Raw genomic sequence first — 14,862 nt, 5'->3', positions numbered from 1 at the left:
TGGAGGGCTTATGAAACACAATCTGATTCGCTCTGACAAAACCATTTGGAAAACCTACCCCACAGCCATTGCCAAAGATATGGATGGGTATCTGCTTTCTTTGTTAGCGCCCACCCATATGGCACCTACTATTTGTAGCCAACGGCCGTTGGCCTTGGAACTAGAGTATCTGGACGCACCCACTTTTTTATCCTTTTTAGTGGGCGCGTCCTTGGATGCCCAAGGGTTAGAGCTGGCGCTAGGGCGGTTTTTATCATGGCTCGATCAGTTTCAAGCCATCACCCACCAGACTTTAGGCACCTATATCCGTTTGACGGATTTTCATTTTGAAAATTTCCTCTATAATGGGGTTACCATATACGGGCTGGATTTTGAGCAATGGGAACAAGGCACACTGGCAGATAACTACATCAGCTTGCTGAGCTGGCTTTGCCTGTATGACACAGCCAACCAGCCTCTGCTTCAACAGGGATTTGAGCAATTGTTGCCTGCTGTTGCCCAACGCCTTGGCCTCGACCAAGCCACGGTGCAAACCTTAGCCCAACAAGAAATACAGCGCATTCACACCCGTCGAACATCCCGAAAAAAGCGAACCCAGACCACGGCTGTTTTGATGGCTGGGGGCGCATCCAGTCGGATGGGAACCCCCAAAGCCCACCTGCCCATTGGTCGCTATTGCTTTGCGGAGTGTTTGCTATATACCTTGCGCCAATTTGATCAATGTTTCATTTCAGCCAACGAGGGGTTTACAGAGTTTGGGTTGCCGATTATCCCCGATAAAGTGCAAAATATCGGCCCCTTGGGCGGTATTTACACGGCTTTACAGACGGCGGATACGCCGTATGTTTTGGTGGTGCCTTGTGATTGCCCCCTTCTTTCCCTAGAGATGATCGAGGCCTTGTTTTCTGGGTTGGAGCAAGGGTGTTCCTGCGTGCTCTCGGTGATGGGGGGGCGTATCAACCCCTTGTTTGCCATCTACAAAAAAACACTGCTCCCCACCATAGAAGCCCAAATCAAAACAGGGCATTACAGCGTGCTTCGCTGTTGTGCGCAGGCGGCGTATGTGCCCATTGAAATCGATAGTGCCTTGGTGAATATCAACACCCCAGAGGCCTATGAAGCCTTGCTGGTCATGGATACCCAGTCTTGCCTGCCATACACCACATTTTTAGAGAAAGGACTGTGGCCATGAAACATTCGTATCGACTGATTTTTTGGGGTGGACTTTCCTTGTTGCTGGGATTGGTACTGGTGGCCTTTGCCATAGGGCGCTATCCCATCACTCCCCAAATGTTGGCGGAGATTGTTTATGCCAAAGTGGCAAATGTACCCCATAGCTATACATCCACGGTGGAAACGGTACTCTTTCAGCTCCGATTGCCACGGATTTTGGTGGCCATGATGGTGGGCAGTGCCCTTTGCGTGGCAGGGATTTGCTTTCAAGGCGTGTTTCAAAATCCCATGGCCGCCCCCGATATTTTAGGGGCCTCCAATGGTGCGGCCTTTGGCGCGGCCTTGGCTATTTTGTGGCGCTTATCCAGCGGTGGCATCACCATATTGGCCTTTGGCTTTAGCTTGTTATCCATCTGGCTGGTGTTTACCATCAGCAAGTTTACCCGTGGCAAACAAGTGCTAAGTATTATCTTGGTGGGGTTGATGGTGAGCAATGTGTTTTCTGCCGCCACATCCTTTGTAAAACTAGTGGCTGACCCTTCTGACCAACTGCCAGCCATCACCTTTTGGCTGATGGGCAGTTTGAACAACAGCGACATGGGCGATGTGTGCTTTTTAGCCATAGCGTTGCTGGTTGGGATTGTGCCGTTATTTTTGTTGCGGTGGCAAATGAATGTGCTAACGCTCCATGACGATGAGGCCAGAGCCATTGGCGTTCATACGAAAAAATTGCAGGTGGTGGTAATCTTAGCCGCCACATTGCTGACGGCTGCCAGCGTATCAGTCAGTGGTATGATTGGCTGGGTGGGGCTGTTGATTCCCAATTTGTGCAGACGGGTGGTGGGCAGTGATTACCGCAAACTATTGCCTACTTCTATGATTTACGGGAGTGCATTTTTGTTGCTAGTGGACACGGTGGCGCGCACCATGTTTACCAGTGAAATTCCCTTGAGCATCCTCACGGCCTTTATTGGGGCGCCGTTTTTCCTGTATCTAATGACCAATTATGGAGGTGGCCCATGGGGATCCAAATAGACAAGCTTTCCTTTGCCTATGGCAAACACAGGGTGCTCAATCAGGTCTCCATGGACATTCAAGATGGCATGGTTACCTCCATCATTGGCCCCAATGGGGTGGGGAAGAGCACTTTATTTAAATGTATCTTAGGGGCGCACACCCAGTATACAGGCACCATCACCCTAGACGGTGCCGCTGTGCGAGACATGACCCCCAAACAATTGGCCAAGCGCATTGCCTATGTGCCGCAGGCGCATTACACCACGTTTCAATATAGCGTGCTGGAGATGGTAATGATGGGCTTGAGCGCTCAATTGCCCTTGGGTGTCATGCCACAGCAAAGCCATATAGAGCGCTGTGAACAGTGCTTGGATGCGGTTGGTATTGCCCATTTGAAAGATCGCATTTACACAAAACTCAGCGGTGGGGAGCAACAGTTGGTGCTGTTGGTCAGAGCCATGGTGCAAGATGCCAAGGTGCTGATTTTGGATGAGCCTACCTCCAACATGGATTACGGCAATCAACTGCGCATCATGGTGCAAATCAAAGCCTTGGCGCAAAAAGGCTATACCATTTTACAATCCACCCACAATCCAGAGCAGGCCTTTTTATTCTCAGACACCATTGTTGCCATGAAAGATGGGGTGGTGCTGGCGCAGGGTGGAAGTAGGGATGTGATGGATGCAACGTTGTTGCAGAGGCTCTACAATGTGGATGTGAGTGTGCACAGTGTCTGCCAAGACCAATTCCGTGTGTGCATTCCCAATATGAAAACCTTAGGAGGAACCTTATGAAGTATGTAAGAAAAGCGTTGGCCGTTTTGCTGGTGGTGGTCAATTTGTGCGCCTGTAGTAGCGCGAGCCAGCCCACCCCTGTTGTTGAATCCAACGCTGTGGCGGTGGAAGCAGCGGTCGTAGAGCCAACGGTTAAGACCGTAGAAGACGATGCAGGGCGCACTGTAGAAGTGCCAACCCAGATTACCAAGGTGGCAGTCAGTGGGTCAATGGCGCAGATGATGCTCTTGGCCTTGGCGCCTGATACCATGGTGGGGTTGACGTCCAACTGGGACGACACCGCATCCCAATATTTAGATCCGGCCTACTTTGAACTGCCTATTTTAGGCCAGTTTTATGGCTCGTCAGCGGAGTTTAATTATGAAGAACTGTTGGCGCAAGAGCCACAGGTGATTGTGGACGTTGGGGAGTACAAGGACGATCTTGCCGCAGATTTGGATGATTTGCAAGCCAAAACAGGCATTCCCGTCGTGCATATTTCCGCAGAGCTATCCACTTATGACCGTGCCTTTGAATTGCTGGGCTTTGTGCTGGGGCGTGAAGAAGAGGCGGCGGTTTTAAGCGAATACTGTAGCCGTGTCTACGATGACACCATGGCCATGATGGAGGCCATTGGGGCAGATAAAAAAGACGTTGTGTTTTGCACAGGCACAGAGGGCACCAATGTCATCGCCCAAGGGTCGTATCAAGCTGGCCTGTTGGATGTGATGGGCAATAACATTGCCGTGGTGGAAAGTCCCACATCCAAAGGCACAGGCGACGCGGTGGATTTTGAGCAATTGTTGCTGTGGGATCCAGAGGTGATTATTTTCAACTATGGTTCTGCCTATGAAACGGTGGCAGATGACCCCGTGTGGCAGGAGCTACAAGCCATCCAGACAGGGTCTTATTATGAAGCGCCCTATGGCCCTTATAACTGGACAGGCAATCCCCCCTCTGTACAACAAATTTTGGGGATGCTTTGGTATGGCGCGCTGCTGTATCCCGATGCGTTTACAGGGGATTTCTTGGCGCAAGTCAACGAATATTATGCGTTGTTTTACCATTGCACCTTATCCCAAGAGCAGTTGGATGGGCTGTTGGCTCATTCCATTGGGGCGTGAGGCGAATATACAAGAAAAAAACGAGGGTACATTGGGAAGCGACGCCCAATGTACCCTCGTTATAGTTCACCAATTAGCCTTGGTTTGGATGGCGGTGCGGATGTCTGGCACGAAGACCCAATCATTTTGCGCCAAAGCAGGGGCGGCAGGCCCATTTTTGTTGGCGGTATTTCCCCAGTGTTCATGGGCTGTTTTACTTTTCGTTGCCACCCCACTGGCAGGACGCGTGGGACTGGTGCCCACCTATGCTGGGGAAATCTATTTGCGTACCGCCTGTGAAATACTGGCGCTGTATCACGCCACCATAGATAGAATGCGGTCATTAGAAGGGTTGCGCAAATATAGACGCTTATTTTGGTATAAATTCCCAGTGCACTCTGTTTGGAGTTGGGGAAAAGTGGAAGATATGCGGATTTGCTATAGGGCATATACAATTTTCTGATTTGACTTTGTTTCCCAGTTGATTATAATAAGAGACGGAATACAAACTGTATTTGCACATATTATTTATGATAAGAGGAGAACATCATGAGAAAGAATTTGAGAAGAATTTGCGCATTGACTATGACCGCACTATTGGCACTGGGCATGACTGGCTGTAGCGACAGCGAAGTGGCAGAAGGCGAATGGGAATGGGAATCCAGCATTGAAATCATCTGCCCTTGGGGCACTGGTGGCGGCGCTGATACCACCCTGCGTCAATTTGCAGCTGCATTGGAAGAAGAACTGGGCGTGAGCGTTGTGGTGAACAACAAAGAAGGTGCAGGCGGTGTTACTGGCGTGCAATTCTTCAGCGAACAACCTGCTGACGGCTACACCTATCTGCTGTGCACCCCCTCTCCTTTGCTGGCACAAATTTCTGGCGCTACCGACTTTGACGTCTATGGCACCATCAACCCCTTGGTGCAAGTTGTCCATGACGTGAACGTGCTGATGGCTGACATCGATGCTCCCTATGACACCTATCAAGAATTGGTGGATTACGTGGCTGCCAACCCCGGCGTTGTCAAAGCTGGTGTTATGACCATTAACGGTCTGGATGCCGCTTGTATCCAAGCTGCTTTCGGCGACACTGTGGAAGCTGTTGCATACTCTGACGGTTCTCAATTGAACGCTGACGTCATCGGCGGTCACGTGTCTCTGGCTTGCGTGGGCCCTGCTGAAGTGTCTGCTCTGGTTGCTTCTGGCGATATGAAGTGCATCCTGTCCTTCACCGAAGAACCCCTGACTCTGGAAGGTTACGAAGGCGTTGACTATGCTGGTGATGTGGCTCCTGACGCTCTGTTCGGGCCTGCTCGTGGTATCTTCTATCTGGAAGGTACCCCCGAAGCTGCTCTGGAAGCATTCGAAGCTGCTGCTGAAAAAGCCGTTGCCAGCGAAGCATTCCAAACTTGGGCAACCACCGAAGGTCTTGACCAACGTCAAGGCTGGAAAGACACCGCAGAGTACACTGCTTCTTGGGATGCAGACTATGAAGATTTGACCGCTATGTTCGGCGTATAATCCAAGTAGAATCAAAATTGTAATTGCGTAAGGAGGGGACTCTCCCCCAATGTCCTGTAGTTTTGAGAACTACAGGACAGGTAATAGGTAAAAAGGAATAGTGAAAAAGTAGGTTGAAACCAAAGGTGTTGCTTACTTTTTCACTATTCGCTCTTACTTATTACTTGCCATTGAGGTAAGCGAAGCTTGTCTCGGTGGCATTGGATGCTCCCCTCCTTACTTTTTTAAACAGAAGGAGAATGACCTATGCTTGATATTATCTTTTCTGTGGCCATGTTCCTGTTTAGTGGGTATTGCTTTTACACAGTAGGAGCCAATTCCCCTGCAGCCACTGTCACAGAATTGGGCGCAGCATTCTGGCCTCAAATCATTTTGGGGTTGATGATGGTGTTGCTGGCCATCAACGTACGTAATAATTTGATTGCGTTGAAAACTGCTGATTCCGATGCAAAAACCGTCAATTTTAAAGCTTTTTTCACCAGTAAACTCTTTGTGGGTATGGTGATTGTGGCCGTTATGGCCATTATCTTGCCTTATATCGGCTTCCTGCCCACTTGTTTCTTGTTCCTCATTGCCTATGGCGTGCTGTTGGGGGAAACCAAGTATGTGCGTCTGGCCATTATCAGTCTGGTGCTGACTATTTTCTTGTACTTGCTGTTCCAAGGGGTGCTGGATATTATGTTGGCTCGTGGTACTGGCGTGTTCCGTACCTTTGCCCGTGCCTGCGAAGGCATGATACCATTTTAATAGAAAGGAAGGTTGCGTTTAAATGTTTGATTTATTGATTACAGGCTTACAAATTGTGTTCACCCCCTCTACCTTCCTTTTGTTGGTTGGTGCCACTATTTTGGGCGTTATTTTCGGAGCCATGCCCGGTGTCAGCGCTTCCATGGCTGTTACCTTGGCGCTGCCCTTCGTTTACGTGATGGATCCCATCATTTCCATTGCATTCTTGGTGTCTGTGTACTGCGCGTCCATCACTGGCGGCGGCATCACGGCCATCTTGTTCCGCATCCCCGGCACCCCATCGTCTGCACCCACCACCTTTGACGGCTACCCCATGGCACAACGGGGAGAAGCTGGCAAGGCGCTGGGCTTCTCGTTGGTGGCCTCTGCTGTGGGTGGCTTGATTGCCGCCTTCGCAATGGCACTGATTTCTCCCCAATTGGCTGACTTGGCCTTGGAATTTGGCCCAAGTGAATTGTTTGCTGTGGCTTTCTTGGGCTTGTCTGTGCTGTCTTGCTTGGACAGCGGCAATCTGGTGAAAACCTTGATTTCTGGCTTGTTGGGTCTGCTGTTGGCAACCATCGGCATGGACCCCATGCTGGGTATCGCCCGTTTGAACTGGGGCAACTCCACCTTGTTGGGTGGCATCGAAATGATTCCTGTGATGATTGGTTTGTTTGCTGTGACAGAAGTGCTGAAGCAAACTGCTAAGCCTCGCAAGATTGAAATTGACGAAGATTCTGCCGCCAAATCCAAAACTGTGTTGCCTAGCTTTGCTGAAATTTGGAAAACCAGAGTCACCATGCTCCGCTCTTCTGTGCTGGGCACTGTGGTGGGTATTCTCCCCGGTGCAGGTGCTACCATTGCTTCTTTCTTGTCTTATGCAGTGGAAAAGAAAGTATCCAAACACCCTGAACTGCTGGGCACTGGCGTGCCTGACGGCATTGTGGCATCTGAAGCCGCCAACAATGCAGCCACTGGTGGGTCTATGGTGCCATTGTTGTCTCTGGGTATTCCCGGTGGTAATGCGGCCGCTGTTATGATGACAGCCCTTGTGATGCAAGGGGTGCAAATCGGGCCGTTGCTGGTCACCACCCAACCTGAATATGTGGCCTCTGTGTTTGGCTCTATGCTGGTGACCAACATTGTCATGGTTATCGTGGCCATGCTGGTGGCACAAGTGTTTGCAAAGATTCTGGCCATTCCCTATAGCCTACTGGGACCTTGCATCATTATGCTGGCCACCATCGGTGCTTACGCAACCAACAACAACACTGGTGACGTCATGCTGATGGCAGTGGCGGGTGTTGTGGGCTATATGTTTGTCACCTTGGGCTACAACTCCGCCGCATTGGTGCTGGGCTTGGTGCTGGGCTCCATGTGCGAGAGTAACTTCCGCCGTGCCTACACTTTGGCTGACGGCAACATGAGTGCTGTGTTTGCCAAGCCTATCACCGCCACTGTGATGGTGATTTGCGTGGTCATCATTCTAGGGCCTGTGGTAAAATCTTTGTTGAAGAAAAAGAAAGTCACCAAAGAATAAGGGATGATACAAACAAAACGGGATGTATCGTAGACGATACATCCCGTTTTTGTTCAATAGTTATAAATGGGTGGCAATACTTCTTTGCACAAAGAGACAAAGGCGTCAAAACTTTTGGTGGGGCGGATGGTTTTTGCATAAATCACCGCCAATGGCCACTCAGGATGATAGGCCTCTTCAATGTTGTAGTAGTTGGGGAGACTATGGTTGTTAAATGTCAATAGATACGACGATGGAATGATGGAAAACCCGATGCCTATGCTGACCAAATTGGCGGCTGTTTGTAGGTTTTTGGTGGTGTATTGCACAGAGGGCTCAAAGCCAGCCTCTTGGCAAATACGCATGGCCTCTTCACGGGCCCGTTGCCCAGGATGGGTTAAGATAAAAGGGCGGTTTTTCACCAAGCTCAAGTCGATATAAGGCAATCGGTTGTCTTCTTTTTGGTAGGCCGTCAAATTGATGGCATCTTCTGGAGGGACGGCTAAGTAAAACCGTTCTTGCCCCAGAACGATGGTTTCGATGTTCTTATCCTCCACAGGTAAATGGATGATACCTACATCCACAGCGCCTTTGGCGATTTCAGACTTGATTTCCCAAGAGGTGCCTTCGATGATGGTGATGGCAATGTTGGGATAGGTGCGTTTGAATTCATGGAGAATCACAGGGAGCACGATGGAACCGAGGAAAAATGTGGTGCCAACGGTGAGTTTGCCGCGATTTTCTGCGTTGATGGAAGACATGGCTTGATCCATTTGGTGATAGATGTCCATCATTTGCTGGGCGCTGTGGCGATAGAGTTCGCCAGCGGCGGTGGGCTTGAGCCCATCGTTGGTGCGTTTGAAGAGCTCGTTGCCTGTGTCTTGTTCGATTTTTTTAATGATACGGGTCAAAGAGGGCTGGGCCATGTATAAGCGTTCAGCGGCTTTGGAAATAGAGCCATATTCATAAACAGCCATAAATCCTTGTAATTCTTTGCGTGTCAAACCAAGCCCTCCTTTCTGTAGAGAGATAGTACCTCTGGTTTAGTATAAAACAATTTGAGCAGATAGTCAAATGTTGTTTGAATGGAAAAGGTGAGATGTTGGATTTTGTTCTAACGATGTGTGTAGCCGCCGTAATGGGGCTGGTCTTTAAAAAAATAAAAGTGCCCGGTGGGATGATGATTGGCGCCATTGTAGGCGTGGCCATGCTGAATATTTTTGGGGACATGGCTTATATGCCGTACGAAGGGAAGCTGGCGGCGCAAATGATTTCTGGCGCATTCATCGGCGTGGGAATCTCCCGTGAGGAGCTGAAGAGTTTTCGCAAGCTCTTAAAGCCCCTGTCTATTTTGGTGGGTTGTATGTTGGTGCTCAACATTACTATGGGGTTTTTGCTGTATGCCGTTAGTGATTTGGATTTGCTAACCTGCTTTTTTGCCGCTGTACCTGGTGGCATGAGTGACACACCCATTATCGCCGCAGAAATGGGAGCAGATGGCGCGACGGTGGCAGTGCTTCAATTTGTGCGACTATGCGCTGGGTTGGGGGTGTTCCCCATGTTTATTCAATATTATGGTCGCCATGAAACAGATGTGGATAAAGGGGAAATGCGTCTGATAAAAACCCCCTATAGCCACAGTGGTTTTGCCTTGACCACGGTGGTGGCCTTGGTGGGCGGTGTGCTGGGGAAACTCTCAGGTGTGCCATCTGGTACGCTGCTGTTTGCGCTTATTTTTACCATCGTTGCGAAGCAATTGGTGGATGGCTGTATGCTGCCGCTTTGGGTGCGCAGATGCGCTCAAATTTTAGCGGGTGCGTATATTGGCACATCGGTGAACCAAGAAGATGTGCGCAATATGGGCAGATTGGTCGTGCCAGCAATTTTATTGGTGGCAGGGTATTTTTTCGTTTGTATCGTTGTTGGGAAGCTGTTGAAAAAGCACTGCCAATTCCAGCTGAAAGAAGGCATGCTCTGTGCCACGCCAGCAGGTGCGGCAGATATGGCGCTGATTAGTGCAGATATTGGCGTCACCAGTCCAGATGTGGTGGTGTTGCAAATTGCACGGATGCTCTTTGCCATTACAGTATTCCCCCAAGTGATTTATGCCATTGCCTGTCTGTTTGTATGACAGCGGCAAGTGGGGAGGTGATTGTATGAAGTATACTGATTTCATAGTGGGTCCTCAAGTGGGAGTGGCGGAAATGGCGCAAGCCAAAGAGCGGCGTGTGGAAGTACAGCAACAGTTGTTGTCGACCTTTCAAACCACGTTGATTTCCTTCACGCTGAATATTATGGGGCCTACAAAAGTGTTTCCGCTGGCAGAAAAAACCTTTGAAGAGGGCAAAACACTGATTGTCAATCAATGCACCGCCTATGGTTTGCCGGTCATCCATGAACAAGAACTGCGCGCCACTACAGGGAACGAGTGCTTTTTTGTGGTGAAGGCGCCAGCAAAAAAAGTAAAAGCGGCCTTGTGCGCCTTAGAGCAGGATTGTTCCTTGGGGCGGCTGTTTGATATGGATGTGCTGGATGTGGATGGGCAAAAGCAATCACGGTTGACGCTGGGGATTCCAAGTCGTACGTGTTTGCTGTGTAATAACAATGCCTTTATTTGTGGGCGCTCTCGTAGCCACAGCATCGAATTGCTGTTGGAGCGTGTGTGCCAAATGATGTGGGATTACTTTGCCTATCAGCACGCAACAAAGTTGGCCAATGTGGCGGTGCGCGCTTTATTGCGAGAGGTGCTAGCCACCCCAAAACCAGGGCTGGTGGATCGGCAAAACACTGGCGCCCATGCCGATATGGACATTCACACCTTTGAACGGAGCGCCTTGGCGCTGATGCCCTATTTCGTGCAATTTGCCCTCTATGGCATTGACCATTGTGGACAAGACGGGCAAGGGCTGTTGCAAGGGTTGCGCCCATTGGGCATCAAAGCAGAATTGGCTATGCGCAAAGCCACCCAAGGGGTGAACACCCACAAGGGTGCCATTTTCTCCATGGGACTTTTGACTTGCGCCTTAGGTGTGCTGTATGGAAAGCAACTTCCCTATAGCCAAGGGCAGTTGCGATTGGAGTTAAAGGCGTTAAGCGCAAGCTTAGAGGCGGATTTCCAGAATGTGACAATGGAAACAGCGACGTCTCATGGGGAGCGATTGTATGCCCAGCATGGATTGCGAGGTGTGCGAGGCGAAGCCATAGATGGATTCCCCCACTTGTTTGACTTGGCCTATCCGCGGTTTTATGCCTTGCGCAACCAAGGGATGACCTTAAACGACGCAGGCATTATTACGCTGATTGATATCATTGCCAATGTGGAAGATTCGAATATTGTGGCTCGTAGCGACTATGCCACCATGCAAAAAATTGCCATGAGGTTAAGACAAGACTGTCAAATCCCGTTGGAAGAGCAAGACTATCTGGCTTATATCCACAGTCTTGACCAGCAATTCACGGCGAAAAACATCAGTGCTGGTGGGAGCGCAGATTTGTTGGCCATGACCTATTTCCTGTATTTCTTAGAAAAAGAAGTCTATCCTTGTGTATAATTGTAGACCTATAGCACCTAGCCATGGGAAATTCCTGTTGCTAGGTGCTTTTTTACGCCATATGAAAGATGTGTGCAAGGGTAGTATACAGGAAAAGCTTGGGAAGCGAAAGCGATTAAGCTTAAGATTATATTGCGAAATTTTAAGAAAAGACCCAACAAGACACGCCAACGGCGTGTCTTGTTGGGTTATAATGGAACAACGGTCATGGCGTGTTATTTTGGATGCTGGGTGTGGATGGCCTCTAAAATCATCACATCGGAGACAGGTTTTTCCAAATATCCTTCAATCAGCCCGTGTTCTTTGGCTTCAATCATTTCTTTGCGCACTTGGTTGGCCATCACCAGCTTCATCAAATGGGGATATTTGGGGGCGATGTCCATGCAGTAGTCAATGGTATCTAAGGGGATATCTCCGTGGGAGAGGTTGGCGTCAATCAACAGCACATCAAAGGCGTTGGTGCTCAATAAAATGCTGGCGTCATCCATGTTGGTGCAGGTGCGCAGGAAGATACCATCACGGGATAAAGTCTTCTCCAACATCCGTAAAATTTTGCCATTATTATCTACAATCAGAATGGATAGGGTTTGGATATCGGCTTTGTTTTGCGTCTGGGTGACGATGGTTTGATCCACTATGGGTAAAGACAAGGTGAAGCAGGTGCCCTGCCCCAATGTGCTTTCCACATGAATGTGACCTTTGTGGGAGTGGACAATTTGTTCCACAATGGACAGCCCCAAACCAGTGCCTTGGCTCCCCAATTTGGTGGTGAAAAAAGGGTTGAAAATTTGGGAAATAACAGAGCGCTCCATGCCACAGCCGTTGTCTGTCAAAGAAATGGAGATGTAGGGACGTGGCTCGCCGATCGTAAATCCATCTTGGGGGCCAAGGGTTTTCACGCAGCAATGGAGCGCCACTTGCCCGTCTGGCTTTTGGCCAATGGCGTGGAAAGCGTTGACGCATAGGTTTAAAATCACTTGGTTCATCTGGGTTTCATTGCATAAAATGCCTTTGTTGTCAGGCAAATCATAGGTTTGGGTAAAGGAGATGTTCTCGGGGCACAGGGGGTGGGCCAGCTTCACACTGCGCCGTAGCAATTTCCCTGCTGGGTAGAAACGAAACACCGTATCCATATTGCGACGGCTCAATTGGGAGATATTGCCGATGACTTCTTTGGCATGGTCTGCCGCATCTAAGATTTCAGCGGTGAATTCATACTCCTCGCTGGCACTGTCAAAACGATATTGCAACAGCTCAGCATAGGCCATGATGGGGGTGAGCATATTGTTGAATTCGTGGGCAATGCCCCCCGTCATGGTACCCATAATTTGTAGCCGTTGTTGATGGGCGATGGCTTGTTCTGTGCGTCTGGTTTCTTCTAGCACTTGGTTGAGCTGTTGGAGATAGGTGACTTCTTCTTGAATGCGGTCGCGCTGAGATACCAAGGAGATGATATAGGCGAAAAAGAGAAGGACGATGCAGAAGATAACGCTGCCTGTCACCAACATAGTGGTTAAACTGTTTTCCATGGCTAGATAAATCTGGTCATAGTCCATGACAATGGAGACGATGAGAATATCCTCCCCAATGTGGGCTTGGGCATTGGTGGCAATTTGGCGAACCAAAACAGGCTCTGGATCGTTCCACCAATAGGATTTGTATTCATAAACCCCCATAAATGGGCGTTTTGATAGTCGCGTAAGGCTGTGGCACCTGACAAATCCACATCACCATATAGAGCCTGACAGCCCTCTAGCACCTCAAGTCCCACCAGCGCGGTAGCTGGGTGGAACAAGGTGATGTTTTGGGCGGTTTGAATGGAAACATAGCTGGCGTCTTCTTCAAAAACAGTCTTTGTCAATTCTTTATAATAGGTGGTCAAATCCAGCAAAAGAGACACGGTGCGACCATCTGAAAGGGTTTGCTCCATCATATAGCCAAGTTGGTCTTGTCCGTTTTGAAACAAAAGCAAGGCAATGTCGGGGCTGTATTGGGTGGTGGCGTTCACAGAGGCCACGGAAAACCCATCGCATCCCCAGAATAAGTCCCCTTGACTAGAGCGTAAAACAACCCCTTGGATATAGGGTTTTTCCAGAAGGAGGGCAATAAATTCAGTGGCAAATTGGGGCAGGTCACGGGCATTTTCTTCTTGGAAGATGGCAGATAAATTCTCCAAATCCTCCACTCTGTAGGAAATGGTGTTGGAAAAATCAGCAGCCAGCGCCTGCGCCAATAAAATCATTTGGCTTTTTTGTTGGCCCACCACATCGCTTTTGTAAGACGACCACATTTGTGAGCCGATGGCCATGGCAAATAGAGCCATTGCCAAAGCCAGCAAAGCAGCCAGCACCATGCGAGAGGAAGCGTTTAGTTTTTTGATAAGAATCCCCGTCCTTTCTTTCGATTTTGTGCCGAAAAAGGGGGAAGACACTAGACAAGTGGCGTTTTTTTTATTATAATTGAATTGCAAGAAAAAGGAAAGAAAAAAATCATTAAGATAGGGAGGGATGGGTTTGTGGCAGAGAAGATTTTAATTGTAGACGATGATGTGGCCATTTGCAAAACCTTGCAAAAAGTGCTGGGAAGCTACGAAATGGATTCTGACACAGCCAACAGTGGCACAGAAGCCCTGTGCAAACTGGAAAAGCACGCCTATGATGCTATTTTAATGGACATTAATATGGACGACATGGAGGGATTTGAAGTCATCAAACGGTTGCGTAGCCAAGGGATTACAACCCCTGTGATGATTGTCAGTGGCCGCAGTGAAGATTTTGACGCGCTCTACGGTTTGTCCGTGGGAGCGGATGATTATATCACCAAACCCTTTCGTCCTGTTGTGGTGGGTGCTAAGGTGAAGGCCTTGGTGCGCCGCAGCAAGCAAACCGATAGTGGCTTGGCTTGTGGGCGCTTCCGCTATGACGCAACTTCTTTGCGCCTATTTAAAGACGATATGGAAATTCCGTTGACGGGGAAAGAAAACGGGTTTATGATGCTCTTTATGAAACACCCCAACCAAGTCTTCACCAAGGAAATGCTTTACCAGCACGTTTGGGGCGACAGCATCGTGGTGGACGATAATACCATCATGGTGTATATCAATCACTTGCGCAATAAAATTGAAGACGACAGCCAGCATCCAAGGCATATTCTTACTGTCCGTGGTATGGGATATCGGTTCAGCGGCGTATAAATGCTCAGAAGTAGATTGCTTCTGGGCGTTTACAGCCATAAGGGCGTGGATTGGTAAAAGTAAGCAGTCTTAATAAATCTTAAGACAAAGCCAGTGGAACGATTAAGAAAGCCCTCGTATAATAAAGATAAAACTATACAATGTGGTCACCCCCACTATGTGGGGGCTGGGCGAAGCCCAGAGGGGCGTTAGCCCCAGTGACCAAGCGTGACGGCTTTTTGCACGCCCAAAGGGCGCTCCAGCGAATGCTGGAGTTAACGCGAAGCCTTGTGCAAAAAAC

At 49.2% G+C, this 14,862-nt stretch carries 14 protein-coding genes; 10 read left to right on the top strand and 4 right to left on the bottom strand.

The window, feature by feature from the left end; all coding sequences use genetic code 11:
- Positions 1–10: 10 nt before the first annotated feature.
- Genes RFF05_RS10125 through RFF05_RS10110 form a run of 4 tightly spaced genes read left to right on the top strand, consistent with a single transcriptional unit; the run spans position 11 to position 4,087 of the window.
- Entirely contained in the window at positions 11–1,192 is a 1,182-nt protein-coding gene (locus RFF05_RS10125) for a molybdenum cofactor guanylyltransferase (RefSeq protein WP_409966984.1), read from the top strand.
- Complete coding sequence (locus RFF05_RS10120) at positions 1,189–2,208, top strand: FecCD family ABC transporter permease (RefSeq protein ID WP_409966983.1); 1,020 nt, start codon at positions 1,189–1,191, stop codon at positions 2,206–2,208. The genes RFF05_RS10125 and RFF05_RS10120 overlap by 4 nt, the downstream gene beginning before the upstream one ends.
- Complete coding sequence (locus RFF05_RS10115; RefSeq protein WP_409966982.1) at positions 2,193–2,984, top strand: ABC transporter ATP-binding protein; 792 nt, start codon at positions 2,193–2,195, stop codon at positions 2,982–2,984. Before RFF05_RS10120 ends, RFF05_RS10115 begins: the two co-directional genes overlap by 16 nt.
- Entirely contained in the window at positions 2,981–4,087 is a 1,107-nt protein-coding gene (locus tag RFF05_RS10110; protein ID WP_409966981.1) for an ABC transporter substrate-binding protein, read from the top strand. Before RFF05_RS10115 ends, RFF05_RS10110 begins: the two co-directional genes overlap by 4 nt.
- 66 nt (positions 4,088–4,153) lie before the next feature.
- Here RFF05_RS10110 and RFF05_RS10105 read toward each other — a convergent pair whose 3' ends face one another.
- Positions 4,154–4,297 carry a hypothetical protein gene (locus RFF05_RS10105; RefSeq protein ID WP_409966980.1) on the bottom strand — a complete coding sequence of 48 codons (144 nt, stop codon included), beginning with the start codon at positions 4,295–4,297 and terminating at the stop codon, positions 4,154–4,156.
- 318 nt (positions 4,298–4,615) lie between these two features.
- On the opposite strand from RFF05_RS10105, the gene RFF05_RS10100 reads away from it, so the two are divergent.
- The 3 genes from RFF05_RS10100 to RFF05_RS10090 all read left to right on the top strand — a co-directional run bounded on the left by RFF05_RS10100 (position 4,616) and on the right by RFF05_RS10090 (position 7,859).
- On the top strand, positions 4,616–5,590 hold the full coding sequence (locus RFF05_RS10100; protein WP_409966979.1) for a Bug family tripartite tricarboxylate transporter substrate binding protein: 975 nt from the start codon (positions 4,616–4,618) through the stop codon (positions 5,588–5,590).
- 246 nt (positions 5,591–5,836) lie between these two features.
- Complete coding sequence (locus RFF05_RS10095) at positions 5,837–6,337, top strand: tripartite tricarboxylate transporter TctB family protein (RefSeq protein WP_409966978.1); 501 nt, start codon at positions 5,837–5,839, stop codon at positions 6,335–6,337.
- Between the two features lie 22 nt (positions 6,338–6,359).
- On the top strand, positions 6,360–7,859 hold the full coding sequence (locus RFF05_RS10090; protein ID WP_409966977.1) for a tripartite tricarboxylate transporter permease: 1,500 nt from the start codon (positions 6,360–6,362) through the stop codon (positions 7,857–7,859).
- Between the two features lie 53 nt (positions 7,860–7,912).
- Here RFF05_RS10090 and RFF05_RS10085 read toward each other — a convergent pair whose 3' ends face one another.
- On the bottom strand, positions 7,913–8,842 hold the full coding sequence (locus tag RFF05_RS10085) for a LysR substrate-binding domain-containing protein (RefSeq protein WP_409966976.1): 930 nt from the start codon (positions 8,840–8,842) through the stop codon (positions 7,913–7,915).
- Positions 8,843–8,937: 95 nt separating this feature from the next.
- On the opposite strand from RFF05_RS10085, the gene RFF05_RS10080 reads away from it, so the two are divergent.
- Both RFF05_RS10080 and citG read left to right on the top strand, forming a co-directional pair.
- Positions 8,938–9,969 (top strand): AbrB family transcriptional regulator, encoded by a 1,032-nt coding sequence (locus RFF05_RS10080; RefSeq protein WP_409966975.1) that lies wholly within the window; start codon positions 8,938–8,940, stop codon positions 9,967–9,969.
- 25 nt (positions 9,970–9,994) lie between these two features.
- Positions 9,995–11,389, top strand: coding sequence for a triphosphoribosyl-dephospho-CoA synthase CitG (gene citG / locus RFF05_RS10075; RefSeq protein ID WP_409966974.1), 1,395 nt, complete (start codon positions 9,995–9,997; stop codon positions 11,387–11,389).
- A 215-nt stretch (positions 11,390–11,604) separates the two neighbouring features.
- Here the strand turns inward: citG and RFF05_RS10070 are convergent, their stop codons facing one another.
- Together RFF05_RS10070 and RFF05_RS10065 are read right to left on the bottom strand one after the other, a co-directional pair.
- On the bottom strand, positions 11,605–12,705 hold the full coding sequence (locus tag RFF05_RS10070) for an ATP-binding protein (protein WP_409970105.1): 1,101 nt from the start codon (positions 12,703–12,705) through the stop codon (positions 11,605–11,607).
- A 215-nt stretch (positions 12,706–12,920) separates the two neighbouring features.
- Positions 12,921–13,742: a hypothetical protein gene (locus tag RFF05_RS10065; RefSeq protein WP_409966973.1), complete on the bottom strand. Its 822-nt coding sequence runs from the start codon at positions 13,740–13,742 to the stop codon at positions 12,921–12,923.
- Positions 13,743–13,904: 162 nt separating this feature from the next.
- Between RFF05_RS10065 and RFF05_RS10060 the strand changes: the two genes are divergently transcribed.
- On the top strand, positions 13,905–14,582 hold the full coding sequence (locus RFF05_RS10060) for a response regulator transcription factor (RefSeq protein WP_409966972.1): 678 nt from the start codon (positions 13,905–13,907) through the stop codon (positions 14,580–14,582).
- The last annotated feature ends 280 nt before the right edge of the window (positions 14,583–14,862 follow it).

It is taken from the genome of Bengtsoniella intestinalis, from assembly GCF_039719005.1.
GTDB lineage: Bacteria > Bacillota > Clostridia > Oscillospirales > Oscillospiraceae > Oscillibacter > Oscillibacter intestinalis.
This window is presented reverse-complemented; position numbering and strand designations above follow the sequence as displayed.